The sequence below is a fragment of the Auritidibacter sp. NML120636 genome, from assembly GCF_003185945.1.
Classification (GTDB): domain Bacteria; phylum Actinomycetota; class Actinomycetes; order Actinomycetales; family Micrococcaceae; genus Auritidibacter; species Auritidibacter ignavus.
Genome location: NZ_QHLO01000014.1, coordinates 1 through 26,313, shown reverse-complemented (window position 1 = coordinate 26,313; position 26,313 = coordinate 1). Strand labels below are relative to the sequence as shown.

At 59.7% G+C, this 26,313-nt stretch carries 24 protein-coding genes; 20 read left to right on the top strand and 4 right to left on the bottom strand.

Annotated elements, in window-relative coordinates; translation table 11 throughout:
* Positions 1-53 precede the first annotated feature (53 nt).
* Together serS and DCC25_RS10230 are read left to right on the top strand one after the other, a co-directional pair.
* Complete coding sequence (serS, locus tag DCC25_RS10235) at positions 54-1,337, top strand: serine--tRNA ligase (protein WP_110099288.1); 1,284 nt, start codon at positions 54-56, stop codon at positions 1,335-1,337.
* A 77-nt stretch (positions 1,338-1,414) separates the two neighbouring features.
* Positions 1,415-2,215, top strand: a complete 801-nt coding sequence (locus tag DCC25_RS10230) for an HAD family hydrolase (RefSeq protein WP_233242883.1) — start codon at positions 1,415-1,417, stop codon at positions 2,213-2,215.
* On the opposite strand, the gene DCC25_RS10225 is transcribed toward DCC25_RS10230, so the two are convergent.
* Both DCC25_RS10225 and DCC25_RS10220 read right to left on the bottom strand, forming a co-directional pair.
* On the bottom strand, positions 2,212-2,874 hold the full coding sequence (locus tag DCC25_RS10225) for a hypothetical protein (protein WP_110101603.1): 663 nt from the start codon (positions 2,872-2,874) through the stop codon (positions 2,212-2,214). The genes DCC25_RS10230 and DCC25_RS10225 overlap by 4 nt on opposite strands.
* A gap of 175 nt (positions 2,875-3,049) precedes the next feature.
* On the bottom strand, positions 3,050-3,529 hold the full coding sequence (locus tag DCC25_RS10220) for an inorganic diphosphatase (protein ID WP_110101602.1): 480 nt from the start codon (positions 3,527-3,529) through the stop codon (positions 3,050-3,052).
* 103 nt (positions 3,530-3,632) lie between these two features.
* Between DCC25_RS10220 and DCC25_RS10215 the strand changes: the two genes are divergently transcribed.
* The 14 genes from DCC25_RS10215 (at position 3,633) to DCC25_RS10150 (ending at position 17,535) form a co-directional block, all read left to right on the top strand.
* A complete protein-coding gene (locus DCC25_RS10215; RefSeq protein WP_110101601.1) occupies positions 3,633-5,018 on the top strand; it encodes a D-alanyl-D-alanine carboxypeptidase/D-alanyl-D-alanine-endopeptidase in 1,386 nt (461 codons plus the stop codon).
* Between the two features lie 37 nt (positions 5,019-5,055).
* Entirely contained in the window at positions 5,056-6,033 is a 978-nt protein-coding gene (locus DCC25_RS10210) for a zinc-dependent metalloprotease (protein ID WP_158524780.1), read from the top strand.
* Positions 6,030-7,121 (top strand): tRNA lysidine(34) synthetase TilS, encoded by a 1,092-nt coding sequence (gene tilS, locus DCC25_RS10205; RefSeq protein ID WP_233488074.1) that lies wholly within the window; start codon positions 6,030-6,032, stop codon positions 7,119-7,121. The genes DCC25_RS10210 and tilS overlap by 4 nt, the downstream gene beginning before the upstream one ends.
* A 1-nt stretch (position 7,122) precedes the next feature.
* Positions 7,123-7,674, top strand: coding sequence for a hypoxanthine phosphoribosyltransferase (gene hpt, locus DCC25_RS10200; RefSeq protein ID WP_110099263.1), 552 nt, complete (start codon positions 7,123-7,125; stop codon positions 7,672-7,674).
* A 130-nt stretch (positions 7,675-7,804) separates the two neighbouring features.
* Positions 7,805-9,832 carry an ATP-dependent zinc metalloprotease FtsH gene (gene ftsH / locus DCC25_RS10195; protein ID WP_199445917.1) on the top strand — a complete coding sequence of 676 codons (2,028 nt, stop codon included), beginning with the start codon at positions 7,805-7,807 and terminating at the stop codon, positions 9,830-9,832.
* Complete coding sequence (gene folE / locus DCC25_RS10190) at positions 9,832-10,392, top strand: GTP cyclohydrolase I FolE (protein ID WP_110101599.1); 561 nt, start codon at positions 9,832-9,834, stop codon at positions 10,390-10,392. Before ftsH ends, folE begins: the two co-directional genes overlap by 1 nt.
* A gap of 28 nt (positions 10,393-10,420) precedes the next feature.
* Positions 10,421-11,329, top strand: coding sequence for a dihydropteroate synthase (gene folP / locus DCC25_RS10185; protein WP_110101598.1), 909 nt, complete (start codon positions 10,421-10,423; stop codon positions 11,327-11,329).
* On the top strand, positions 11,326-11,718 hold the full coding sequence (gene folB, locus DCC25_RS10180) for a dihydroneopterin aldolase (protein ID WP_110099266.1): 393 nt from the start codon (positions 11,326-11,328) through the stop codon (positions 11,716-11,718). Before folP ends, folB begins: the two co-directional genes overlap by 4 nt.
* The gene (folK, locus tag DCC25_RS10175; protein ID WP_110101597.1) at positions 11,706-12,188 is read left to right on the top strand and encodes a 2-amino-4-hydroxy-6-hydroxymethyldihydropteridine diphosphokinase; all 483 of its coding nucleotides are present in this window, start codon (positions 11,706-11,708) and stop codon (positions 12,186-12,188) included. Before folB ends, folK begins: the two co-directional genes overlap by 13 nt.
* Entirely contained in the window at positions 12,185-12,691 is a 507-nt protein-coding gene (locus tag DCC25_RS10170; RefSeq protein WP_110099268.1) for a DUF3180 domain-containing protein, read from the top strand. Before folK ends, DCC25_RS10170 begins: the two co-directional genes overlap by 4 nt.
* 63 nt (positions 12,692-12,754) lie before the next feature.
* Positions 12,755-13,522, top strand: a complete 768-nt coding sequence (locus DCC25_RS10165) for a PH domain-containing protein (RefSeq protein WP_110101596.1) — start codon at positions 12,755-12,757, stop codon at positions 13,520-13,522.
* Positions 13,523-13,529: 7 nt separating this feature from the next.
* Positions 13,530-15,089: a PH domain-containing protein gene (locus DCC25_RS10160; protein WP_146206455.1), complete on the top strand. Its 1,560-nt coding sequence runs from the start codon at positions 13,530-13,532 to the stop codon at positions 15,087-15,089.
* Entirely contained in the window at positions 15,086-16,006 is a 921-nt protein-coding gene (locus DCC25_RS10155; RefSeq protein WP_110101594.1) for a Rossmann-like and DUF2520 domain-containing protein, read from the top strand. Before DCC25_RS10160 ends, DCC25_RS10155 begins: the two co-directional genes overlap by 4 nt.
* Positions 16,007-16,104: 98 nt before the next feature.
* A complete protein-coding gene (locus DCC25_RS10150; RefSeq protein WP_110101593.1) occupies positions 16,105-17,535 on the top strand; it encodes an APC family permease in 1,431 nt (476 codons plus the stop codon).
* A gap of 197 nt (positions 17,536-17,732) precedes the next feature.
* On the opposite strand, the gene DCC25_RS10145 is transcribed toward DCC25_RS10150, so the two are convergent.
* Both DCC25_RS10145 and DCC25_RS10140 read right to left on the bottom strand, forming a co-directional pair.
* A complete protein-coding gene (locus tag DCC25_RS10145; protein ID WP_110101592.1) occupies positions 17,733-18,977 on the bottom strand; it encodes a M20 family metallo-hydrolase in 1,245 nt (414 codons plus the stop codon).
* A complete protein-coding gene (locus tag DCC25_RS10140; protein WP_110101591.1) occupies positions 18,974-20,605 on the bottom strand; it encodes an amidohydrolase in 1,632 nt (543 codons plus the stop codon). Before DCC25_RS10140 ends, DCC25_RS10145 begins: the two co-directional genes overlap by 4 nt.
* Before the next feature lie 106 nt (positions 20,606-20,711).
* Between DCC25_RS10140 and DCC25_RS10135 the strand changes: the two genes are divergently transcribed.
* The 4 genes from DCC25_RS10135 (at position 20,712) to DCC25_RS10120 (ending at position 26,136) form a co-directional block, all read left to right on the top strand.
* Entirely contained in the window at positions 20,712-21,890 is a 1,179-nt protein-coding gene (locus tag DCC25_RS10135) for a PucR family transcriptional regulator (RefSeq protein ID WP_158524779.1), read from the top strand.
* A gap of 85 nt (positions 21,891-21,975) precedes the next feature.
* The gene (locus tag DCC25_RS10130) at positions 21,976-23,325 is read left to right on the top strand and encodes an MFS transporter (protein WP_233488073.1); all 1,350 of its coding nucleotides are present in this window, start codon (positions 21,976-21,978) and stop codon (positions 23,323-23,325) included.
* An 8-nt stretch (positions 23,326-23,333) separates the two neighbouring features.
* Positions 23,334-24,224 (top strand): pantoate--beta-alanine ligase, encoded by an 891-nt coding sequence (gene panC, locus DCC25_RS10125; RefSeq protein WP_110101589.1) that lies wholly within the window; start codon positions 23,334-23,336, stop codon positions 24,222-24,224.
* Complete coding sequence (locus DCC25_RS10120; RefSeq protein ID WP_110101588.1) at positions 24,217-26,136, top strand: M13 family metallopeptidase; 1,920 nt, start codon at positions 24,217-24,219, stop codon at positions 26,134-26,136. Before panC ends, DCC25_RS10120 begins: the two co-directional genes overlap by 8 nt.
* Positions 26,137-26,313: the final 177 nt, after the last annotated feature.

Genomic DNA, 26,313 nt, shown 5'->3' with positions numbered 1-26,313 from the left:
ACGGGGTGAGCAGGGCTCATGGTCATCGTCGAGAATACGGTAGCCTGGTGAGCGTGATTGACGTCAAACACCTCACCGAGAACCCCGATCTGTACAAAGCGTCGCAGCGCGCTCGCGGTGACCAGCAATCCCTGGTGGATGACATCCTGGCTGCCGATCAAAACCGTCGAGACGCTCTGCAACGGTTCGAGTCGTTGCGGGCTGAGCAAAAAGCGTTCGGTAAAAAAGTCGCCGGCGCTCACGGGGAGGAAAAGCAACGCCTACTCGATGAGGTCAAATCACTAGCAGCCCAGGTCAAGCAGGCCGAAGCTGCCGCCAATGACGCTGACGAACAGCTCAACCGGCTCGTCACGGTCTTCCCGAATCTGATTAGCGAGGGTATCCCCTCCGGCGGTGAAGAAAACTTCGCGGTCCTCGAGACCGTCGGTACCCCGCGCGAGTTCGACTTCGAGCCGAAAGATCACTTGCAGATCGGTGAGCTGATTGGTGCGATCGATATGGAACGGGGAGCCAAGGTCTCGGGGTCCCGGTTCTACTTCTTGACTGGCGTGGGTGCCCGGTTGGAAATTGCGCTGATGCAGATGGGACTGGACCAGGCGATTCAGGCCGGATTCACCCCGATTATTACTCCCACTCTGGTGCGTCCCGAGACCATGAACGGTACCGGTTTCGACGTTGAACACGACGATGAGATTTACCGGTTGGAGCGCGACGACCTTTACCTGGTGGGTACCTCCGAAGTGTCGCTGGCCGGATACTACGGGGATGAGATTCTGGATCTGTCCGCAGGGCCACGTCGTTTCGCCGGATGGTCGACCTGCTACCGTCGCGAAGCTGGGGCCGCCGGTAAGGACACCCGCGGTATTATCCGGGTTCACCAGTTCAACAAACTGGAAATGTTCGTTTACACCACCCCGGACCAGGCCGCTGAGGAACACCAGCGCCTGCTGGACTGGGAACGTGAGATGATGGCTAAAATCCAGGTACCCTACCGCATCATCGATACCGCTGCCGGCGATCTGGGCACTTCGGCGGCCCGCAAATTCGACTGTGAAGCCTGGGTCCCTACGCAAGGGACCTACCGCGAGCTGACTTCGACCTCGAATTGCACGACCTATCAGGCCCGGCGACTCAATGTTCGGCACCGGTTGTTTGACGATGAGGGCAACAAGGCCGGTACGCAGACAGCAGCCACCCTTAATGGCACCCTGGCTACCACGCGCTGGCTGGTCGCCATCCTGGAAAACCACCAGAACGCTGACGGCTCAGTGACGGTTCCCGAAGCCTTGCGCCCCTATTTGGGCCTGGACGTACTGCCGGTGCTGGCTGCGGACTAATCCGCGCCCTGAACCCTCGGGCGGGGCTGGTTTCCAGCTGTTTACCCGCAGTTTGAAAGGTATGGTTAGCTGGATCCATGATCGAATCCGATGCGAAGATGGTATGCCTGGATGTTGATGGAACGTTGGTCGACCACGACGGGCATATGTCTCCTCGAGTCCGCGAGGCCGCGCAGGCGGTGATCGCACGCGGACATTACGTGATGATTGCAACGGGACGATCTCTTGGCGCGACTCTGCCGGTTATTGAAAACATTGGACTCACGGACGGATTTTCGGTGTGCTCCAACGGTGGGGTCACCCTTCAACTAGGCTCCGAGTTTGACCGTGGCTACCAGGTTATTGACCGGCAGACCTTCGACCCTGCCCCGGTCTTGGGACAAGTCAAGCGCCGGATCCCCTCGGCCAAATTCGCGATCGAAACCGAATCCGGTGCGTTTCTGTCCACTGAGCGGTTCCAAGACTTTAGTTTTGGTGTCCGCGCCCGAGGCGTCAGCTTCCAAGAACTGTGTGAGGCCACCGCGGTGCGTCTCGTCGTGTTTTCTCAGGACTCCTCGGTCGAAGAATTTGGTGAAGCTGTCGAGTCCATCGGCTTGACCTCGGTGGCCTACTCGGTGGGCTATAACGCCTGGTTGGATGTGGCAGCCGCCGGCATCTCCAAAGCCTCCGGTCTGGAAGCGCTCCGGGAGAAGCTGGGTATCGACCAAGATCAGACGGTGGCTGTCGGAGATGGGTACAACGACACCGAGATGCTGGCCTGGGCGCAGCGCGGCGTGGCCATGGGGCAGGCACCCGAGCGGGTCAAACGGATCGCGAATGAAGTCACCGAACACGTCAATGACGACGGGCTGGCGCTGGTTTTGGAATCGTTACTCTAAACCCGGTGACCGTGCTCGGCCAGCGCGTGGTGATCGTAGAGGTGATCGTAGCTAGCCTCTAGGTGAGCGGCGATGGCTGCCCGCACCTGGTGTTCACTCTTAAACAGTGAGCGCTTAATCGCCTGCGAGACAGCCTGCACCGTGATGCCCAGAGCCTCGGCAACATCGCGTTGCTGGCCTCGCATTCCCGGGGTCATCATGTCAATCACGGCCCATTCGGCCACGGAGCGCCGGGAAATGGTGTGCCCCAATAGTTGTAAGACCGACTGGGCATGCTCGGCAAACCGAGCTGAGTCGAAATTCAGGCTGGGCTGGGCGACGTGGACTCGCACCGGGGCGATCTGGCCCTGCTTGGCTGCCGCCAGTAGTGCCTGCCGGGAGGCATCCAGGCCTGGCCCGGCGAGGTGTTCTTGATCGGAGGAATCGAGACGACCAATCCCGATGCCGACGCTGAGCTGACCCAGGCGCAATGCGTGCAAGGCCGTGTCAATCACAGCGTCGGTATCGGTCAACAGTGTGGTTAAGCGTTCGGAGTCTCGCTGTATCACGATCATGTCGGGCTGATCTGCGGGCGTGTGATTTCGCACACGTTCAGCCAACAAATCCAGGTGCGAGGAGGCGGAGCCTCGCGGTCGGTCGGCGATCGATACAACGTACATGTGTGGTCCGTTCTTGTTTTAAGAGCCGGAAGTTCAAAAAATAAATGCTGGAACCTTTATTGAGGTAAATCCTTCTGGAAAACCATCAATAAGTGGTAACTCCAGAGTATAAACATTTTTTTCTGACGGGGAGGCTTCTTAAGCTGTGTCGGAAGAACCGTTCGGCGTGAGGTGATTAACCGTGGTAGCGCTCGATGGAGGCCTTCAATTCTGCCTCTGCTTCGTCACGGCCCTTCCAGCCATCAGCCTTGACCCACTTGCCTGGCTCCAGGTCTTTGTAGTGGGTGAAGAAGTGCTCGATCTCTGACTTCAGCCAGTCACTGACGTCTTGGATGTCCTGAATGTGCTCGAAGCGTGGATCATCGACGACGCACAACAGTTTATCGTCGCCGCCGCCGTCATCGGTCATCGAGAACATACCGATCGGCCGGGCTTCGACCACCACGCCGGGAACCAGGTCCACATCGGGCAGATAGATCAACGCGTCCAGCGGATCGCCGTCCTCGCCCAGGGTGTTTTCAAAATAGCCGTAATGAGTCGGGTACTGCATCGAGGTGAACAGCAACCGGTCCAAATGGATTCGACCGGTCTGATGATCGATCTCGTATTTCACCCGGGAACCGGAGGGGATTTCGACGGTCACATCGTGGTTCATGGCGCTGAGTTCTCCTATAAACTACTAGAGGTCCAATGACCCGGAATCGGGTTCATCTCCTGCTTATCAAACTTTACTGCCCACAGAAAACGGGGGAGCGTGCATGTCCAAATTATCTTTCGCGTTGGGCGGTTTCGCGCTGGTCCCGTTGGCTTTCCTGACGACGGTTGCGGTGGCCTCCGGGCTCCTGATCACTCCCACCCCGGCATTGAGCGCTCCGAAACTGACCATCGCGCAAAAGACGATGGACCACGCCGAGGTAGCCTTCACCGACTATCTCCAACAGGTCGAGGAGACCTCAGCCATCGACCCGCAGGCCTTGGAATCCCAGCTGGGCGGCACCGGCTCAGCAGACATCGCCATGATGGTGGTGGATGGCTACACCGGCGACGAGCTCTACAGCCGGCACGCCGATGACATCCGAACGCCGGCCTCGTCCCTGAAACTCATCAGCGGTGTGGCCATTTTGGATCACCTGGACCCCGCACACCGTTTCACCACCACCGTGAGCGTTACGGATCATCAGTTGACCATCCACGCCGGCGGTGACGCGCTGATGGGAGTGGAGGACTCGGATGACCGGGCCGTTGCGGGACGAGCCGGGTTGAAAACCCTCGCCGAGGACACCTTGGCTGCTCTGGACGAACGAGAAGCCACTGGGGAGTACACGGTAGCCGTCGAGGTGGCCGACTATCAAGAGCTTCACCCGGATTGGGAAGAAGAGGGCATGGTGACCTCGGGCAATATCTCCCAGGTCACCCCAATTGCCACCTTCGGTGCCCGGGCCCACAAGTCCTCCGGGACCGATCGCGTTCACGATCCGGCCGGCTTTGTGGCCAGCACCTTCCAGCAACACCTCGATGAGGCGCTGCCAGAAGACTCCGATCTCACCGTCACCCTGGCCGATCAATCGGTAACCACCGAGACCGTGGACGGTGAGGAACTGGCCAGCGCGGAGTCGGCCACCGTAGCCGAGCAACTCGCCTACGGCATCGAAGAATCCGATAACCAAATCATGGAAGTCTTGGCCCGGCAAGCTGCCATGGCCAGCGGTTTTGAACCCAACGTGACCGGTGTCCAACAGATGATCACCGAGACCGTCGACGAACACGGTCTGAGCAACACCACCATCGCTGATGCCTCCGGGCTGTCGTCACATAATCTCACCACCGCCTCGGATTTGGTGGAGATCGTCGAGACGATCCTGACTACCCCGGAACTGAGCCCGATTGATGAGGGGCTGCCCGTGGCCGGATCCGACGGGACGTTGGCCACCCGCATGGACGAGGGGCCCACCGCAGGCACCGTGCGGGCCAAAACCGGGACGCTAGCGGCCTCGGTGACCCTGTCGGGAATCACGACCACGCAAGATGGCCGGCCAGTGTACTTTGTGCTGATCTCGCCGCAAGACATCGGCGGGGGAGGCATCCTGGATGCCCGGAGCGACCTGGACCAGCTGACCACCGCGCTGACCAGTTGTGGTTGCTGATTCTTTCAGCTGAGTGTGCTGTGATGGTCGTATGGAGATGATCGACGTAGACCTGGCGGCGACCACCGCGCGCGCCACTGCCCGGCCCGGAGTGCGCCTCTCACCCCGGCAAGCCCGGGCCGAAGTCGCCGGGTTACATGCGGCCGCCACGACTTCGGTGGAGACCGTGCAACAGCTCACCGGGTTGGACGTGGCGCGCGGTCTGGATGACTCGCAGGTGCTGGTGTTGGACCGCCCCGGCTGGGCCCGCTCCACGGCAACCGGGCTGGTGGAGATGACCCGTCCCGGGTTCGAAGCCGTCCAAGCTCGCAATCCGCTCTACACCTCCCGAATCTTTGCCGGTGCCTCGCGGGCCACCGCCTCGGTGCAGCTCGGCACCGTGCTGGGTTATCTCTCCACCCGGATTCTGGGTCAGTATGACCCCTTCGTCCCCGGCCCGGCCGGGGGAGGTCGGTTGGCGTTGGTGGCCCCGAATACCGCGATGATCCGAGGCGAGCTCGACCTCGATCCGGTGGACTTCCGCCTCTGGGTGTGCCTGCATGAACAAACCCACCGCGTGCAATTTGCCGCAGCACCCTGGCTGGCTGAGTACTTACAACAGGCCGTCACCTCATTGCTGGTGATGATGACTGACCCCGATCAGGCCCTGAGTGGCCGAGATGCCATCAAAGCGCAGATGTCGACGGTCAACGGTGTGATGTCGCTGTTGGAAGGCCACGCCAATGTGGTCATGGATGCCGTCTCGACCAGTCTGGTCCCCACCAAACACACCATTCGGCGTCGGTTCAACGACCGCAAACCGCCCGGTGGTCCGTTGGGTGCCCTGTTCCGCAAACTCATTGGCATGGACGCGAAAGCCGCGCAATATCGAAACGGTCAACAATTCGTGCAGGCGGTGGTCGCGCAGATCGGGATGGATGGATTCAACCGCGTATTCACCGACGCCCGCTACATGCCCACCGAGGCGGAACTGCACGACGCTACGGCCTGGATCGCCCGCACTGAGGCCCTGTGAACCACTGGCAGACCCGGCCGCAGTTGACCGGCGCGTTTCCGCCCGCCCGCCGGTGGCCAGAACCGTTGCATCGAGGGCTGGCGCAATTGCAACGACTCACCCGTCCCCAGTCACTGACGCTGCTGGGAGTTTCGGGTGGGGCCGACTCCATGGCCTTACTCGTCGTCGCGACGCTGTGCCAGACCAGAGCAGACCACACCCGACGGTTTGGGGTGATCAGCCTCGACCATCAGCTTCAGTCGGGTACTGCCGAGGTCGCTGCCGCGGTGGCGACGATCGCGACCAAACTCGGGCTCGAGCCAGTGATCACCCGTGCCCTTGATTTGCCGGAAACCGGAACCGGGGGACTGGAAGCCACCGCTCGGGTGGGGCGTCTGGAAGCCTTTGCCCAGGGTGCTCACACCACCGGGGCCCAGGCCGTGGCACTGGGACACACCGCCGATGATCAGGCCGAACAAGTCCTGTTGGGCCTGGTGCGCGGGTCCGGTCCGCGCTCGCTGGCCGGTATCGCCGAAACCACCACCTATGGTGAGTTACACCACCCGTTGCATGTGGTGCGCCCTTTCTTAGGGATTTCCCGGGCTGAGACCGAACAGATCTGTCACTGGGCAGGAATCGAGCCGTGGCAGGATCCGATGAACACCGATCCGCGGATCCTGCGTGCCCGGATCCGCCACCAGGTGCTACCCGGGCTGGAACAGTTGGGTCCCACGGTGCGCTCCGGGCTCCTGGCCACCGCAGCCATTGCTGCCGAAGACGCCGAGTATTTAGACGCTGAGGCACACCGGCGCTACCGAATGCTGGCCCAGAGACACAAGGCAACCATCCGCTTTGACCTGCAGGCCGTCCGAGATCTCCCCGCCGCGCTGGGGCACCGGGTCATCGGCAGGGCGGTCACCGAACTGGGCGGCACACGGCCGTCTCGAGAGCGCACGCTGGCGGTGATGGAGCTAGCCCGGGCGCGTGCAGGTTCCTCGGCCGGGCCTATTCAGCTGGCAGGCGGGGTAGCCGCGCGCCGGAACCGAGGCCAAAACCCCGGCGAATATGACACACTAGAACTGTTCACTGTCCCCTCGTCACGGAGTTGAGATGAAAGTAGAAGACATCGAGGATGACCTCCTGCACGTCTTACTGGACAAACAGCAATTGCGCGACACCGTGGCGCGGTTGGCAGCCCAGATCGACGAGGACTATCACGATAAAGACGTGCTGATGGTCGGCGTACTTAAGGGCGCGATTATGGTGATGGCCGATCTGTCTCGAGCCATGACCTCCCACGTCACCCTGGACTTCATGGCGGTGTCTTCCTATGGGTCGGGCACCAAATCTTCCGGTGTGGTCCGAATCCTGAAGGACCTGGAAACCGACCTGATGGGTCGGCACGTGCTGATCGTGGAAGACATCATCGACTCGGGGCTGACCTTGTCGTGGTTGCGCACCAATCTGGAATCTCGTGGCCCGGCGTCGGTGGAGATCTGCACGTTGTTGCGCAAGCCGGATGCATTGAAGGTCGACATCGACGTGAAATACGTCGGCGCCGATATCCCCAATGAATTCGTCGTCGGCTACGGGCTCGATTACGCGGAGAAATACCGCAACCTCGAGCTGGTGGCTACCCTGGCTCCGCACGTGTACTCCTAAGGGGACTGTCCTTCCGCTGGCGTCGCTGTCCACTTGTTGCGAAAGCGTGTCAACCAAACTCCACCCCAAGTTGACGTTGCCGATATGCTAGGGCGAGTACGCGTTCTGCGCGCGGGGGTAAGGAGACTGAGTGAACGTCAAAAAGATTTTCAAGGGCCCGATCATTTGGATCGTGCTCGCTGTGCTGATGCTGTTAATCGTGGTTCCAGTGCTGACCTCTGGATCCCAAACCCAGCTGGATACCTCCGAAGGTGTGCAGCTACTCAAAGACGATAAAGCAGAGCAAGCCAAAGTCTCCGATAACGACCACCGCGTGGATCTGACCCTGCGTGACAACTACGAGCACGAAGGTCAGGACGTCGGCACTGACGTCTACTTCTTTTACTCCACCGACCGCGCTGAAACGGTCATGGACACCATTGCCGAGTCCAACGTGGAGGACTACACCGACGAACCGGTGCAAAATAACTGGTTCCTGTCCATGTTGGGCTTCTTGATCCCGTTCATCATTATTGCCCTGTTGTTCTGGTTCATTCTCTCCCGCATGCAGGGTGGTGGCGGCAAGATCATGCAGTTCGGTAAGTCCAAGGCCAAGATGGTCGACAAGGACATGCCACAGGTGACCTTCAAAGACGTCGCCGGTATCGACGAGGCAGTCGACGAGCTGTACGAGATCAAAGAATTCCTCACCGAGCCAGCGAAGTTCCAGGCGGTGGGTGCCAAGATTCCGAAGGGTGTACTCCTCTACGGTCCTCCCGGGACCGGTAAAACCCTGGTTGCCAAGGCCGTGGCCGGCGAGGCCGAAGCGCCGTTCTACTCGATTTCGGGTTCCGACTTCGTGGAAATGTTCGTCGGTGTCGGTGCCTCCCGCGTGCGCGATCTGTTCGAGCAGGCCAAGAATCACGCCCCGGCGATTGTCTTTATCGACGAGATCGATGCGGTGGGTCGTCACCGTGGCGCCGGTATCGGTGGCGGTAATGACGAACGCGAACAGACCCTGAATCAGCTACTGGTGGAAATGGACGGTTTCGACGCCAACACCAACGTCATCCTGATCGCTGCGACCAACCGTCCTGACGTCTTGGACCAGGCGTTGTTGCGTCCGGGTCGTTTCGACCGTCAGATTCCCATCGAGGCCCCCGATCTGGAAGGCCGGCTGAAGATCCTGACCGTCCACGCCCAAGGCAAGCCGATGACCGACGACGTGGACTTGAAGACCCTGGCTCAGAAAACCCCGGGTTTCTCGGGTGCGGATCTGGCCAATGTGCTCAATGAGGCCGCGCTACTCACCGCCCGCTCTAACGCGCAGTTGATCGACAACCGCGCGTTGGATGAGGCCGTCGATCGCGTGATGGCCGGTCCGCAACGACGCACCCGGTTGATGAAAGAACACGAGCGCAAAGTCACCGCTTACCACGAGGGCGGGCACGCGCTGGTGGCGGCCGGATTGCGCAACTCAGCCCCGGTCACCAAGGTCACCATCCTTCCGCGCGGAAAAGCGCTGGGCTACACCATGGTGATCCCGGAAGAAGATAAGTACTCGGTCACCCGCAACGAGCTACTCGACCAGCTGGCCTATGCCATGGGTGGACGGGTGGCCGAAGAGATTATTTTCCACGACCCCTCCACCGGTGCCTCCAATGACATTGAGAAGGCCACCGAAACCGCGCGTAAAATGGTCACCGACTACGGCATGTCGGCCAAGATCGGGACTGTGAAGCTGGGCTCGGCCAACCAGGATGCCTACGCCCAACAAGAGCCCAACCGCAATTACTCCGATGAGCTGGCCTCGGTGGTTGATGAGGAGGTCCGTGGCCTATTAGACAATGCACACGCCGAGGCCCACTGGATTCTGACCGAAAACCGGGACGTGCTCGATGAGTTAGCGTCCCAGTTGCTCAGCCGGGAGACCCTGAACCGAGCCGAGTTGGACGAAATCTTCGCACCGGTGCGCAAACGCGACCCGCGTCCGCTGTGGCTGTTCAATGAAGATCGTCCGGTCTCCGATATTCCACCGGTCCAGACTGAGGCCGAAAAGAAGGCCGCTCAACAAGCCGGTGAGGATCCGGAACGGCACTCCGATACCCTCAACCCGCTGGTCCAACCTGGCGACGGATTGCCGAATGACAGCCCCGGCGAGAGTCCGCAGGGGTGCTAATGGACCTGCCACGCATTGAAGCCGCCGTGCGTGAGATCCTGGAAGCTATCGGCGAAGATCCCGACCGCGACGGGCTACGGGAAACCCCGGCGCGCGTGGCACGTAGCTACGCCGAAATTTTCGGAGGACTGGGCCAAGAACCTGGCGAGGTGCTGGAAAAGACCTTCGACCTGGTCCACGACGAGATGGTGCTGGTCAAGGACATCGCCTTCTACTCCACCTGTGAACACCACCTGTTGCCCTTCCACGGTCAGGCCCATATCGGTTATATCCCCTCGGAGTCGGGCAAAGTGACCGGTTTGTCCAAGCTGGCCCGGCTGGTCAATGTTTACGCCCGGCGCCCACAGGTCCAAGAACGCCTGACCGATCAGCTGGTTGAAGCGCTGATGACTCATCTGCACCCGCGCGGGGCTATTGTGGTAGTAGAAGCAGAGCATTTGTGCATGTCGATGCGGGGCGTAAAATCCCCCGGAGCCATGACCGTCACCTCAGCAGTGCGCGGACAATTGCGCGATGCTTCCACTCGCTCCGAAGCCATGAGCTTGATCTTGCGAAAGTAACCACCGGCAGACCGTTGAAAGGACGAACATGAGTATGGCAGCCGTGCCCGGAACCGGGCCTTCCACCGGACCGCTCAGCGTGGTGCGCAAGGTTCACCGCGCCACGTTCTCCGAGTTGGACACCTCCCGCACCCTGGTCATGGGAATTCTGAACGTGACCGATAATTCCTTCTCCGATGGGGGCGAACACTTCTCCGTGGAGTCGGCGATCGATCACGGGTTGCGCATGCACTACGCCGGTGCCGACCTGGTTGACGTCGGTGGCGAATCCACCGCGCCGGGGCGCCAAGAGGTCTCCGCCGAGGAGGAACAGCAGCGCATTCTGCCGGTTGTGGAGGCACTGATCAAGGCCGGCGTGCTGGTCTCGGTCGATACTCGCCACGCCGCCACCGCGCGGGCGGCCATGGACTACGGCGAGATCATCATCAACGACGTCTCCGGACTGAACTTCGATCCCGAGATGCCACACCTGATCGCCGAAACCGGGGCCAAGTACATCCTCACCCACAACCGTGGGGATGCCACCACCATGGACGATGCAGCAAAGTATGAGGACCTGACTGCCGAGGTCGTGGCCGAGTTGGGCCAGATCATCGAGGCCTTCACCAACGCCGGGGTCTGTCGCGACCAGCTGATCGTCGATCCGGGCTTAGGCTTCGCCAAGCTGGGCGCGCACAACTGGGAGCTCTTGGGCCAGCTGGAGGCCATAGAGCAACTGGGTTATCCGGTGTTGGTTGGCGCCTCCCGCAAACGGTTCTTGGGCACTGTACTGGCTAACCGCCACGGCGAACCACGTCCGGTGGATGAGCGCGATATTGCCACCGCCGCCGTGACGGCCTTGGTCGCCCAGCGCAAGATCTGGGCGGTGCGGGTCCACGATGTGCCCACTAATCTGGACGCCGTGAAGGTCGCCACCGCCTGGGCGGATGCTCGATGAGCGAAGACAAACACCACGACGATCTGATCACCCTCACCGGGGTGCGTGGCCGCGGTTTTCACGGGGTTTTGGACTCTGAAAAACAGGCCGGACAGGTTTTCATCGTCGACGCCGAGCTGAGTCTGGATGTGTCGGTGGCCGCCACCTACGACGAGGTCAACTACACGGTGGACTACGCCGAGGTGGCCACCACGATCCAGCGACTGATCTCCGGACAGGCCTATGACCTGATCGAAACGCTCGGTGTGCAGATCGCCAGCACCTTGCTGGAAGAACAGCCACTGGTGGAACACGTCAAGATCACGGTGCACAAGCCGCAAGCTCCAGTGCCGGCGGATTTTGCCGATGTGAGCGTCACTATCGAGCGTGGACGGGCATGGAACCAGTAACCGCGGTGCTCTCGCTGGGGGCTAACCTCCACGATCCACGTCGACAGCTAGCTGAGGCCGTCGTGGCTCTAAAAGGCCATCCCCAGATCTTGACGGTGCAGGCCTCGCCACTGGCGCGCACCACACCGGTCGGACCGGTGGAACAACCCGACTTTCTCAACCAAACCCTCATCATCACCACCACACTGAGTGCCGAGGAGTTATTGGCCTTTGGCCACGATCTGGAAGCGCGCGCCCATCGCCGGCGCGAGGTGCGTTGGGGCCCGCGGACCCTGGACGTTGACGTCATCGATTACGATCAGCAACACCGCGCTGATCCTCAGCTGACGTTACCGCACCCGCGCGCGCACGAACGCGGGTTCGTGCTGGTGCCCTGGAGCTGGATCGACCCCGACGCCACGCTGGATGGCACACCGATCACCGAGCTGATCCAAGCTGCTACCGATGCCGATGAGGTGCACCGTCTATGAAGACCACCCGGCCCGGCCTATTGGTGCTGACCCTGGTCATCGCTGCCGCGATCGGCTGGATCGGCACTCTGCTCACCACCGCCTACCGACTACCGGTGCCGGTGCTGGGTATTGCCGCGGTGATCACCCTGACCGCTGTGGCGGCGTTATTGATGGTGCTCGGGATCCGCGTGTTGCGCGATCGGAAGAAACCCCCGGCGGCCCGGATGAATCCGCTGGCAGCGGCCCGAACTGTTGTGCTCGCCCAAGCCACCGCCTACACCGGAATGGTGATCGCTGGATGGCACATCGGGATTCTCATCGATCGGATCCCCGCGGCCGGTATTGGCTCTCAAACCACGGTAGATGCCATGATGATGGTGGTCACCGGTGCAGCGGTGACGGTGATCGGCCTCGTCGTCGAGCAATGGTGTAAGATTCCGCCCGATGATGAATCGGATGACCGGTCCGATCCTCCGCCGAGGTCGCCCGGGTTACCTCAAGCCGGTCGTAACCTGCCCTGATGTTGTCCCCCTTAGACCGCAAGCACCCACCGGACAAGAACCGAACGGAAAGAACGGACCAGTATGGCTGATCGTCAGCAGTATCCGCCCCGTCCACCGCAACGGCCGAAAACGCCACCGCCATCCTCGCCCGAACACTACCAACAGTACCCACCCCGGCCTGGGGGCCAGTCGTCGCCCCCGCCCGACGATCAGCGCCAGCAGCCCGCGCCTGCGCGAAAACAGCCGGTAGCCCAAGCGCCCAAATCCTCGGTGGCTCACGTTCTCGCCCAATCCCCACCACCGAGATTCTCGGACCCCGACCGGGCTGACCGATCCGGGCAGAAAAAACTCGATTTCGGGGTGGACTTCACTCCCGTCTCATCCAAGCTGATCACGGTTCGCTACATCCACTCGATCTTTTCCCTGCTGGCCTGGTTGGCGATTACCGGGACCATGGCGGTGGTGGCGACCTTTGTCCTCGCTGAATTCGAGGACGTCGGGTCTTGGTTCGCACTGTTCTGGGTCCTTCCCGCCGGGGTGCTGATCTGCTATATCGTCAAGTTTTTCCTGATCCCACGTCAGGTGCGGGCCATTGGCTACGCCGAACGTGAGGACGATTTGGTGACCAAGCGCGGACTATGGATTCGTCGGGTGATGGCGGTCCCCTACGGTCGCCTGCAGTACGTGGACATCAACAGTGGACCACTGCAACGCCACTTCAACATTTGCGACCTGACCCTGACCACCGCGGCCTCGAGCTCCGTCCTTGAGGGGGTTCCCCTGGAGGAAGCAGAACGACTGCGCGAAGAACTCACCGCCCGTGGCCAGGCCCGCCTGGCTGGATTGTGAGGTGACCATGTCGCAGCAGCACCATTCGGGGGCCGAGCCACCATGGCGTCGCATGCACCCGTTGACACCGATCGCCTCGGCCGGATCGATTATCCTGGTGGTTTTCTTCTTCATCATCGTCAATCTCGGCTTGCAGGTGTTGACGTTCTTGCAGGAGGTTGGCGACATGGAGGGTGGTGTGTTCATCATCTTGGGGATCATCGTGCTGGCGATCGCCGCCTTGATCATCTTCCCCTACCTGTCCTGGCGGTTCCACAAGTTTCGGATTACCGATGACGCGGTAGAACGAGTCAAGGGATGGCTTTTTGTCTCCCGCCGGCGGATGCGGCTGGACCGGATTCAGGCTGTCGAAATTCGTCGACCATTGTTGGCACGGATTTTCGGGCTGGCCGAGCTGACCGTGGAAGCTGCCGATGGTGATGCCACGGCTCTGACCCTGCAATTCATTAAGAACGACGAGGCCACTCAACTCCGTTCTGAAATTCTGCGCAAAGCCTCTGGCGCCCAGCATGGCTCGAGTCCTTCCGCACAGCCCTCTAGCGGACAACCAGCAGACCCCGGTCAACCGGTGGCACCGATGCTGGACGACGAACATCTGGTACCGATGCTACGGATCAGCACCGTTAGGCTCTTCGGATCGTCGCTCATGGCATCGCTGGTCTTCCCCCTCGCGGTCGTGGTCCTCTATGCGCTCGCCATGATTGTCGCGCTGGTGATCTTCGGTACCGACCCCGCGATCTTGGGGATCATTACCGTCATCGGGATCAGTCTGCTGCCACTGTCCGTGTTTCTCGCCGCGGTCGGTGGCATCGCTCCGGCCATCACCTACTACGGTTACACGGTGTGGCGCGGTGTCAACGGCCTGAAAATCACCTACGGTCTGGTCCAGACCGTCAACCAGACCGTGCCTCCCGGGCGTGTGCAGGCCGTCGGGATCCGGCAACCTCTACTGTGGCGCATCTTTGGCTGGTACGAGCTGAAAATCAATACCGCCGGCTACGGTTTAGCCGCGGGTGATTCGGTCAAATCCACAGTGCTACCGGTCGGCAGTCTGGACGATGTGTTCCGGGTACTGTCCATCCTGGCCCCGGACCCCGGTGTTGATCGAATGGACCAGGTCGTGATCGCGGGCTTGAAAGACTCCAAGGGCAACCGTGGCGGTTTCATCAACGCGCCCCGCCGATCCTGGTGGCTGATGCCCTTCCAGTTCCGTCGGCACGGTTTTGCGCTGACACCGTCGTTGCTGTTGCTACGCTCTGGGCGATTCAACCGCGCGCTCACGCTGCTACCGCACGACCGCATCCAGTCCATCTCGCTGGCTCAGGGCATCCGCGCCCGGTGGTGCTCGCTGGTCTCCGTTTCCTTCCCGACCGCCTCCGGGCCGGTGGATGTCGGCCTGAAGCATATGGACCTGGCCGTCGGGGTGCAATTGGCCCACTTCGAAGAATCCGTGGCCGCCATCGCCCGACGCTACTCCGACCGCGACCGGTGGATGGATGACACCGAACTGCAACGGTTCGACAACGCCACCGACCAAGCCGAGAAAACCCTGGAGAACGCTCAGTGACCGTCGACGAGCCAGCCTCGGGGATCAGCGCGGGCGCACCGGGCCGACTCGGCATCGGGGTGATCAGCGCCGGAAAAGTCGGTGCGGTGCTCGGGGCAGCCCTGCGCGACCTCGGCCATGCCATCACCGGCGTACACGCCGTATCCGACGCCTCCCGAACCCGCGCCGAATCACTGTTGCCCGAGGTTCCCATCCTCGATATTCCCGATATTCTGCGCCGTTCCGAAATGGTGCTCTTGGCCGTCCCCGACGACGTGCTAGGGGAGCTGGTCGCCGGGCTGGTCACCGCCGGCCACGTGCAAACCGGACACCTGATGGTCCACACCTCCGGCCGTCACGGCTTAGCGGTCCTCGAGCCGATCAGAAGCCAGGGCGCGATCCCGATGGCGATCCACCCGGCGATGACCTTCACCGGACTCAGCCTGGATCTGGCCCGACTGCACCGCACGGCCTTCGGCATCACCGCCGATCCCATTACCCTGCCGATTGCCCAAGCCTTGGTGACCGAACTCGGTGGCACCCCGGTGGTGGTGCCTGAACAGCACCGGGCCACCTACCACGCCGCGCTCTCCCACGCCTCCAACCACTTGGTGACCCTCACCGCCGAAGCCGCCCAGATCCTGGAATCCATCGGTATCGAGGACACCTCGGCGGTCCTGGGGCAACTGATGAACGCCACTCTGGATAATGCGCTGAGCTCTGGCGATCAGGCGCTCACCGGCCCGGTCGCCCGCGGTGACGTGGGCACCGTAGCCGACCACGTGAACGCCCTGAGTGCCGTCGCCGAAGCCCACCCCGAGCTCGCTGAGGTGTTAACCAGCTACCGTTCACTGTCGCTGGCCACTGCCCGCCGTGCCCACGCCCGTGGGGCCATCAGCACCGAGACCTTCACCGCACTGCAGCAGATCCTGGGGTAGCTAGGACGTTCAATATATGAATACGGTCACACATATTCGAGCAACTGTGTAATATAGGTCACTATTAGCATGGAGGGTGTTTATCTGAAAGAGGCATGATGTCCGGATCGGGCTCGCAACGAACCGGTGATGTATCGCTGGCAAAAACTCTGACCAATCTCGACGCGTTAGCCCTGGGCTTCGGCGCCATGATCGGCTTCGGGTGGGTGGTGCTGACCGGCGGTTGGTTAGATCAAGCGGGCACGATGGGCGCGATCATCGCAGTGCTGATCGGTGGCGCCATTATGGCTGTGGTAGGTCTTGTTTACTCTGAACTAACCAGCGCAATGCCTAAAGCCGGTGGGATCCACAACTACGGGTTACGTGCTTTGGGCCCACGCGGAGCATTCATCGCTTCCTGGGCGCTTGCCGGAGGATATGTGACCGTAGTCGCCTTTGAAGCCGTCGCCTTTCCCCGGACCGTCGCATATATAATCCCAGAGATCTCTCAGATTCCTCTGTGGGACGTCGCCGGTGACAAAGTACATCTATCATGGGCGCTACTAGGGGTTGTCGCTGCGATCATCATTACCTGGTTGAACGTGCGAGGAGTTAAACCGGCTTCTATCGCCCAGAACTTCACGGTGATCTTTCTGGTTGCCGTGGGCGTGCTGATGATCTTCGGGTCGGTCACCCGTGGATCTGCCGAAAACATGGAACCACTATTTACGCCTGGAATTGCAGGGATATTTGCAGTTCTGATCGCGATGCCATTTCTTTTCATCGGCTTTGATGTCATCCCGCAGACCGCCGAAGAAGTTAATGTGCCTCCTCGGCGCATCGGTTGGCTCGTCGTGATTTCCGTGCTGATGGCGACGGCGTGGTATGCCATGGTGGTCTTGACCACCTCCTCAGCCATGAACGTTAACGATCTTGTTCTTGCAGACATCGCCGTCGCTGACGCCTTTGGCACCCTGTTCAATTCCCAAATCCTGGCCAATATTCTGATCGCCGGAGGTATCGCCGGTATCCTCACCTCGTGGAATTCGCTGCTGATGGGTGCTTCACGCTTGGTGTACTCGCTATCGCGCACCGGGATGCTGCCGGCGTGGTTTGGGAAGTTGCACCCGAAGTACCAGACGCCCGCCAATGCATTGTATTTTATTGGCGGACTGTCGCTCCTGGCGCCATTCTTCGGGGAAATCATGCTGAACTGGTTGGTCGACTCGGGTGGGCCCTCAATCATCATCGCCTATTTCTTGGTCTCGGTGATTTTCGTTCTCCTACGCCGTAAAGAACCCACCATGGACCGGCCATTGAACATCGGCCGTGGCTGGAAAGGCGAAGTCATTGGGTGGACCTCCATCGTGCTCACCGGCGCGCTGTTCACCGTCTATTTGCCCGGCATGCCCTCGGCACTGGACTGGCAACCGTGGCTGATCTTCGGTATCTGGTGGGTGATCGGTCTCGTCTTCTTCGTCCGAGTACCCGGAGGGATCAAACCCGGCCTCGACGCCGAAGAGCGCCTGCTTGCCTCACTTCGCAACTAGACTGCGGAACTAGACTCCGGAACTAGTCAGCGTCACACTTCCCGAAAGTCAGAACCGTCGCCTAGAGTGTAGTGGATCACACACACTCTGGAGGACGGATGAGCTCACAGCAGGATGAGGTGTCACTGGCCAAAACCCTGACCAACGTCGAGGCGCTGGCGCTGGGTTTCGGCGCCATGATCGGCTTTGTTTAGGACTTAAGCGTCGGATGCAAGCGAACCGGTGACCATCTGATACACCACTTCGGAAAGCATCTGCGCACCGGCAACCATGTCCTCATCCGTGGTGGATTCCTTTTCGTTGTGCGAAATGCCCTCAATGCTGGGGACGAAGAGCATCACGGTCGGCACGGAATCCTTCATGTTGGTGGAGTCGTGTCCGGCCACGGTCATGACTTCTTGGTGTGATAGCTCAAGGCCTTCAGCAACCTCACGCGCTAGCTCAACGCCCTGAGACGGGTAGGGGTTGAGATCCCAGGAGTGAGTCAGTTCCATGGCAATCTCGACCCGGGCACGCCGTTCAATCGTTGAGCGCTGTTCTTCGAGATAGTGCTGAGCCTGCTCCAGGACGGTGCTATCAGGTGAGCGCAGGTCGAGGTTCATTACCACTTCACGAGCTAAGGTGACCGGCGAATTCGGTTCTAGGCTGAGCTGAGCTACCGAAGAATGCAACAGTCCTTCGTCGAACTGTTCCGTCACGTCGTGGGCTGCGGTGATCATCAGCGCAGCCCCATAGAGTGCATCCTGACGGTCTGCCATCAGGGTAGATCCAGTGTGGCCCTGCTCGCCCGTGAGGGTTACCTGGAACTTCTTAGCACCCCAGGTCGCATGAACCAGCCCGATAGTGTTGCCGGAGTTCTCCAAGTTGCGGCCCTGTTCGATGTGGATCTCTGCATAGGCTGCTGCCTCGGGGCCCTGCTCGACACGTTGAACCTTTTCGTCTTGTAGCGCCTCGCTGACCGTGACCTGGTTCCGGTCGCTGGTGGCCAGGGCATCGCTGAGGTCCATCTTCCCGGTATACACCGAAGACCCCATCATCGACGGCGTGAAGCGGGACCCCTCTTCGTTGAACCAGTTCACTACCGCCAGGTTCATTGCAGGGGTTTTCCCTTCAGCACGTAGGCGGTTCAAGGTGTTGTGCACTGCGTGCACTGCGCAAAGCACACCGTAGGCGCCATCGAGCCGACCGGCCAGTGGCTGCGAGTCCAGGTGTGATCCCACCAGTAGGTAAGGCGCTCCCGGGATCAACTCAGCGACCCCGAATTGGTTCCCGATCTGATCCTGTACTTCGGTCAGTCCCGTTTCAGCGAAGACTTGACGCAACCACGACCGTGTTTCGAGATCCTCACTGGTTCCGGCTTGTCGATCCACGCCGCCTCCCGCAGTGGCGCCAAAGGATGACATGGTGTGAAAATCCCGGAGAAAATCGCGTTGTTCGCTCATGACAACTCCTGACCGAAGGTTTGAGTTCCGCCCATCAGGGTGGCTCGGATCTCGATGTTATTGATTTCTGAGGTGGGTACCTTAAGGGGGTTCTGACCGAGAACCACAAGGTCTGCGAGCTTTCCTGGCGCTAAGACACCCGTATTAGTCCGACCAGTCACTTGTGCGGATCCGGCGGTGTATGCGTAGAGCGCTTGCTCGATGCTAATTCGTTCATCGGGGGCGTAGCTTTGACCGGACTCTGTCAGACGCTGGACGAAAGCTTGCATCACTGCCAGAGGAGCACCATGTGTGACCGGACGGTCAGAACTTCCAGGTAGGACCATGCCTGATTGGAGTAATGATGCCGCGGGATAGGAACGGTGAGTCCGGTCTGCACCAAGATTCTTGATCATTCCGTCGCCGAAGGCAGCAATGAAATAGGGTTGGGGAACCAAGGCTATCCCTGCCTTCGCCATCGCGCCTATTTGAGATGGACTCGCCACCCCGCCGTGTTCAATGCGGTCGGGCAGTGGCCCCGGTCCAACATGCTGACGAGCCATCTTGATCGTGTCTATAGCGAATTCCACGGCCGCGTCGCCAATGGCATGGAGAGCTAGAGCCCAGCCACCAGCCGCGGCTTGTAATACCTTTTCGCGCATGACGGCGGGATCTTGCTGTAAGTATCCGTGGTTGTGCTGGCAATGTGCGTATGCCTCAGTCATTGCTGCGGTAGCGCCCAAGAGCGATCCGTCAGTGAAAACTTTGACGGGGCCAATAGAAAGTACGTTGTCACCAATTCCGCTTCTGATTCCGGCATCCAGGCCAAGAGCTTGTGGATCCTGAGTATGCCCGGGCAATTCATGTAAGGCATCCAAGGTGATCATCGTCTGGGCGCGGTGCTTAAGTAGTCCCCGATCTCTCACGCGCTGATAAGCCGCGAATTCGCGAGGAGAGTGGCCGATCCACCCTCCTGCAATGCCTGCATCAGTTACGGAAGTGAGTCCTTCGGAAGCATAGTGGCTAGAAGCAGCTTCGAGAGCCGTTTCGAGTTCGCTGAGCGCTTCGGGTTGCAAAAGGTCTTGAACGGCGCGCATTGCGTTCTCGTCAAGTAGTCCAGTAGCTCGACCATTCTCATCGGTGACGATCTTGCCACCCTCTGGCTGGTGATCCGGGTACTCTGGGATTCCAGCTTGCTGAAGGGCTATGCCATTGACTGTGTATGCGTGGCCCGAGGCATGTTTGATGAGTAAAGGACGACCTTGAGTCGCCTGATCCATCGCATCAAGCGTGGGAGGGGCTGTAGTGAGCGCCAGGGGGTTGTAGTTCGAGCACACCACCCATTCGTGTTGGGGGAGAGACTGTGCTTTCGAACTTATGGCCTGAAGAATATCGGACTCAGACTTAGCATCGGACAGGTCGACTTCGATGAGTGTCTGGCCAAACCAGACGCTGTGTGCATGGGCGTCGTTGAAACCCGGGGTTATCGTTGCGCCGTGGAGATCAACAATTTTCTCGGCGCCAGAGAAATCGAGTTCATCATCCAGTCCGCAGATGAGGCCGTTCCAGATACCGACGCTAGTGGCGCGAGGTCTTGACGGATCCTGCGTCAAGATCGTGGCGTTAGTCAAGATGAGATCTGGAACCACTTTTCCTCCCGTGTGCTTTGCGTATGTGATTGTTGGCCATTGAACTCCGCTGTGATCCACTTCGCAATAGGTCAATGCGAAATAAAAACTGCCTAGAATTATGCATGTGCCCAATAATGACTCTAGAGACCACGAGACCTGGCTTGCTGCTCTCGACCGGCTGAGCCACCATATTCCCGATCTTGTCGACGACTTTCTTGAGGTCCTTCAACGAAACTCGATATACGAAGCAGGAGAAGTGTCGGTCGCAGATCTTCGTCACACAGCTCATGAGACTTTCACCGTGTTACTCAATAACCTGGCGGATAAGCCTCTGGATGTTCACCACCAATCCGCCCCCTCCCGTCTTGCTGTCCGTCGTGCTCAACAAGGTGTTGAAATTGATGCTCTGATCGCAGCTGTGTGGCAAGATTTCTTGGTCATTTGGCGACGTCTGAAACAGATCATTCCGGAACCTCAATACGCAATTTTGGTTGATCACACCGAGTTGATCTTGAGGACTGTCGAAAACTACGTAGTTACAGTTCAGATTGAGTTTCTGAAAGAGACTGCTCACCTTGCTCAGGATGCTCGTTTTGCAACGGAGCGCCACCTATCCCGACTCTTCAATGCCGAACAGCTGAGTTCAGAGATGCTGAACGCTATTGCGGCTGGTCTCGATGTGGATCGTGAAGAAGTCTTTGATCTCGTGATCTCTACGCCTGACTCAGCTCAGCAACTACAGCACGCGGTAACCCAGGATCTGACGCGGGGTACCATCTTCGGTCACATGTATCGCGATTGTTATGTGCTGTTATATCAGAGATCTCTAGTCCGTCGGTCCACCTTTGACGCGATACACAAGATTCCTTGTGCGTGGCACCGCAATATTGTCGGTCTTGGTAAAGTCCCGGCGGTTATTCGTGGGCTCCATCATTTGGTTTCGCATCAGACCTCAGTGACATCGATGGTGTCGTCTCACTTTCTCTGGCCCGAAGCTGTTGCCCAACACTTGTCTGCCGTCTTGCCCGACTTTCCCGAACGCTATATCTCTGGGCTCGGTGATCTCAGGCTTGCGGAACTGGATCATTTGGTGGAGTCCGTGTCCTCTTTCATGGCTACTGGATCCATCAAAGACACGGCTCAAGAAACGGGAAAGCACCGCAATACTGTGATTAATCGACTCAATCTCTTTCGTGAGCTCACAGGTTTGGACGTGAAGGTGCCCCAAGATGCGGCGTTAGTCCACATTCTCATGCCCTCGATTCACGCCCTAAAGCGACAAATGCACAATGAGGATAGCTAGAAATAGTGCACGCTCCCATTGTTGTGTGTGGAACTTCTTTCGCATGATGTAGGCCACACACTTTGTTATTTCTGGAGGTTCCAGCGTGTCTTATACACCGGTCGATAAACAGTCTCAGCCTGAGCCACATGATGCTGAACTACAGGTGGATTCGAAAGACGTCTCCAAAATCGCCTGGGCTGCCTTCGCGGGTACAGCCCTGGAGTGGTATGACTATTTCCTTTTCGGGACAGCTGCTGCAATCGTCTTTAACCATCTGATTTTCACAGATTTGAATCCCGCTGCGGGGGCTATGGCTTCGTTGGCTACTTTCGGCGTGGGCTTTGCCGCGCGTCCGATTGGTGCCTTTGTTTTCGGCTACCTGGGTGACCGCTTCGGTCGTCGACCGACCCTGATTCTTTCGATCGTTTTGATCGGTGTGGCCACAGGAATTATTGGCTTCTTGCCTACCTACGAAACAGCAGGGCTCTGGGCGCCGACTTTGCTCGTCATCTTGCGCCTGTTCCAAGGCCTTGCCGTGGGTGGTGAATGGGGTGGTGCTACCACTATCGCAATTGAACATGCGCCACCAGAAAAACGTGGTCGCTACGCCGCTATGGTGCAACTGGGCTCTCCGGTAGGTACCCTCTTGTCTTCGGGTGTCTTTGCTTTGATTTTGATGCTTCCCGCAGAGGCTGTCGATTCGTGGGGTTGGAGGCTGGCCTTCTGGGCAGCCTTCCCACTCCTGGCCATTGCACTGTGGATTCGCCTCAAGGTTGAAGAGTCGCCGGTTTATGAAGAGCTCACTGCCATGGACGATCGACCCAAGACCTCTGCTTTTGCGGTATTCCAGAAAGCGTGGGGCCGACTGCTCATCGCCATCATGGCCGCGTTCCTCGGGGTAGGCGGATTCTATGTGCTCAACACCTACGTCATTTCGTACGCCACTACGAACTTGGGTGTTGAGAGACAATCCGTCGTCAATGCCACTTTGGTTGCTGCAGTCGTGCAGATCATCGTAGTGCTCATCTTTGGTCCTGTTGCCGAGAAATGGGGACCGGGTCGAGTCACCTTCATTGGTGGTTTGCTCACGGCTGCCGCTGCCTGGCCGCTGTTCATCTTGATCGACACGGGCAGTATGTGGGCAATCGCCGTCGCTATCTCTATCGGCATCGGCTTGGTGACGATCACCTACGCAGTCACCGGATCGTTGCTAGCCGAACTGTTCCCTGCCGATGTCCGTTATTCCGGTGTTGCTCTGGGATATAACCTGGCCGGAGCTTTGTCTGGATTCCTGCCGTTCATTGCTTCCTGGATGACCACACTGCAGGAAGAGCCAGGTAGCATGCCCGCAATTATTATCCTTGCGGTAGTTTCCCTCATCACGGCAATTGGTGGTTTTGTGGGCGAGAAACTGCGTGTGACTGACGACGTCACCGTGAGGGAGTCGCACTAACCACTAGCATGGTAGGCGTGAGTGTCACTGTTGTGAAGACTATTGACCAGGCTCGCGCCGCCATCACCGGCGTGGCCTCGGTGGGTCTGGTGCCCACTATGGGCGCGTTGCACGATGGCCACGGGGCCCTGCTCGAACGCGCCCGGGCCGAGAACGAGCTGGTAGTGGTCTCGAATTTCGTCAACCCATTGCAGTTTGACCGGGATGAGGACTACCAGAACTATCCCCGCGATCTAGCCGGTGACGCTGAGCTGGTCACCCGCTACGGGGCCGATGTGATGTTTGCGCCGTCGGTGGAGGAGATGTATCCGATCCTGCCACCGATGGTCAGCGTCTCAGCCGGAGAGATGGGACGGATTTTCGAAGGTGCCTCCCGACCGGGACACTTCGACGGAGTCTGCACCGTGGTGACCAAACTGTGGAATATCCTCCGCCCCGAGCCCGGCACCGCCTTCCGTAGCTATTTCGGTCGCAAAGACGCCCAACAACTAGCGATTCTCACCCGGATGGCCGAGGAACTGAATATCCCGGTCGAGATCGTGCCCGTGGATCTGGTGCGGGCGCCCTCCGGGTTGGCGCTGTCCTCGCGCAACCAACGCCTGGATGAATCAGGTCGCGAACGTGCTCGCGGACTCTCCCAGGGACTGAATTTTCTGCGCGAGCAAGCCGAAGCCGGCCACCGCCTGGATCTGGACCGCGCTCGTGAGTTAGTGGCTGCCGAGGAACAGGTCACCCTCGACTACCTCGAGGTCGTTGACCCGGCCACGCTACAACCCCTCGAAGACCTCTCCGCACCCCTGGCCACCCCGGCCCTGGCCCTGGTGGCCGCCTGGGTGCCACCGGTGCGCTTGATCGACAACATGATGTTAGAACCCCCGCAAAGGAGACCCCGTGACTGAGATATCCGCCCGCCAAGACCTCTACCGCCACGTCAACGGTGATTGGCTGAACACCTACGAGATCCCTGCCGACCAGGGTGCCTACGGGGCCTTTATGGAACTGCGCGACGAGGCCGAAGAGGCCGTGCACGAGATCCTGAAAGACGCCGAGCTGGACACCAGTGCCACCCGGTTCCCCGCTGATCAACCCACCGCCCGCATCGCAGCGCTGTACCGGGCCTTTATGGACACCGAGGCCATTGAAGCCCGGGGGCTGGAACCCATTGCCGGCGAACTGGGCCAGATCGAAAACGTCTCCACCCCCGAAGAGTTTGTGGCCCTCTCGGCCCAGCTGCAGCGCCAGGGCATCTCGGGGCTGATCGCGGCCGGGTCGATGCAGGACGCCGGGGACCCGCGACGGATGTTGCTCCACCTGATCCAGGGCGGGATCGGCCTTCCCGATGAGTCCTATTACCGCGATGAGAAATTCGCCGAGATCCTGCAGGCTTATCAGGACCACATTGCCGCGATGTTCTCCCTGACCGGAATCGGGGGAGACAACCTCCAAACCGGCGACGCAGCCGCGGCCGTGGTCGATCTGGAGAAAAAGATCGCCGGCTACCACTGGGATGTGGTGGCCGTGCGCGATGCGGTGAAACGTTACAACCTGCTCACCCGGGAGGATCTGACCGAGGTTTTCGGACTGGCCAACACCTATCTGGCCGCCCTGGGTGCCGATGACTTCTCCGAAGTGGTGGCCTGGCAACCGGACTTTCTCACCGGCATCAACCAGCTCCTCCACGATGAGCCACTGGACACCTGGAAACTGTGGCTCCAATTCCAAGTCATCTCTTCTTCGGCGCCGTATTTGAGTGACGACCTGGTGAATGAAGACTTCGATTTCTACGGCCGGAAGCTGGCCGGCACCCAAGAGGTCAAGGCCCGGTGGAAGCGTGCGGTCTCCTTCGTCAACGGTGCCGTGGGTGAAGATGTCGCCCAGCTGTATGTGGCCAAACACTTCCCGGCCGGTCATAAAGAAGCCATCGACGAGTTGGTGGCCACCCTGCTGAAGGCCTACCGCAACTCCATTAGCTCCCTGGACTGGATGAGCTCCGAAACTCGCCAGCGGGCTCTGGAAAAACTTGAGCAGTTCAACCCGATGGTCGGCTACCCGGTGAAGTGGGAGGATTACTCGGCCATGGAGGTCTTCCACGACGACCTGATGCGCTCGGTGCGTTCAGCCTCGGCCTTCCACTTCGATCGTGACCTGGCCAAGATCGAGGAAGGACCCGACCCCGAGGAGTGGCACATGACCCCGCAAACGGTCAACGCCTACTACTCTCCGGTGGAAAACGCCATCGTGTTTCCCGCCGCCATCCTGCAACCGCCGTTTTTCGACCCGCAGGCCTCGGCAGCCGAAAACTTCGGTGGCATTGGTGCGGTGATCGGTCACGAAATCGGCCACGGATTTGACGATCAGGGATCCCGTTACGCCGGTGACGGGTCACTGCACGACTGGTGGACCGAAACCGACCGGGAAGCCTTCCAACAACGCACCGGACAGCTGGTCGACCAGTACAATCAGCTCCACCCGGCCGAAGCCCCCGACTACCAGGTCAACGGCGAGCTGACCCTGGGCGAGAACATTGGCGATCTGGGTGGACTGGGCATCGCCCACCAGGCCCTGGAACTCTACCTGGGCGAGACCACCGAAGAGATCGATCGCGAATTCTTCATCGCCTGGGCCACCGTGTGGCGGCAACTGACCCGACGGGAAACCATGATCACCCGGATCAGCGCCGACCCACACTCGCCCAATGAATTCCGGTGCAACCAGGTGGTGAAAAACCTCGACAGTTTCCACCGGGCCTTCGGAACCCAACCCGGGGATGACATGTGGCTGGACGAGGACCAGCGCGTGAGCATCTGGTAGTGCTCTAGATGAGTGAATCCTAATCTCTTCAGCTCAGCTTCGAAACCCGCCGACGTACCTTATTGATATTGAGCGCGTAGCTCAGGTCGTGCCTCACGTATCGTGAGCGCGAAGCCATAGTGTGAACGCATGGATAAGGACATTGTCTCGATGAGTGCTCGGATTGAAGTCACCAAG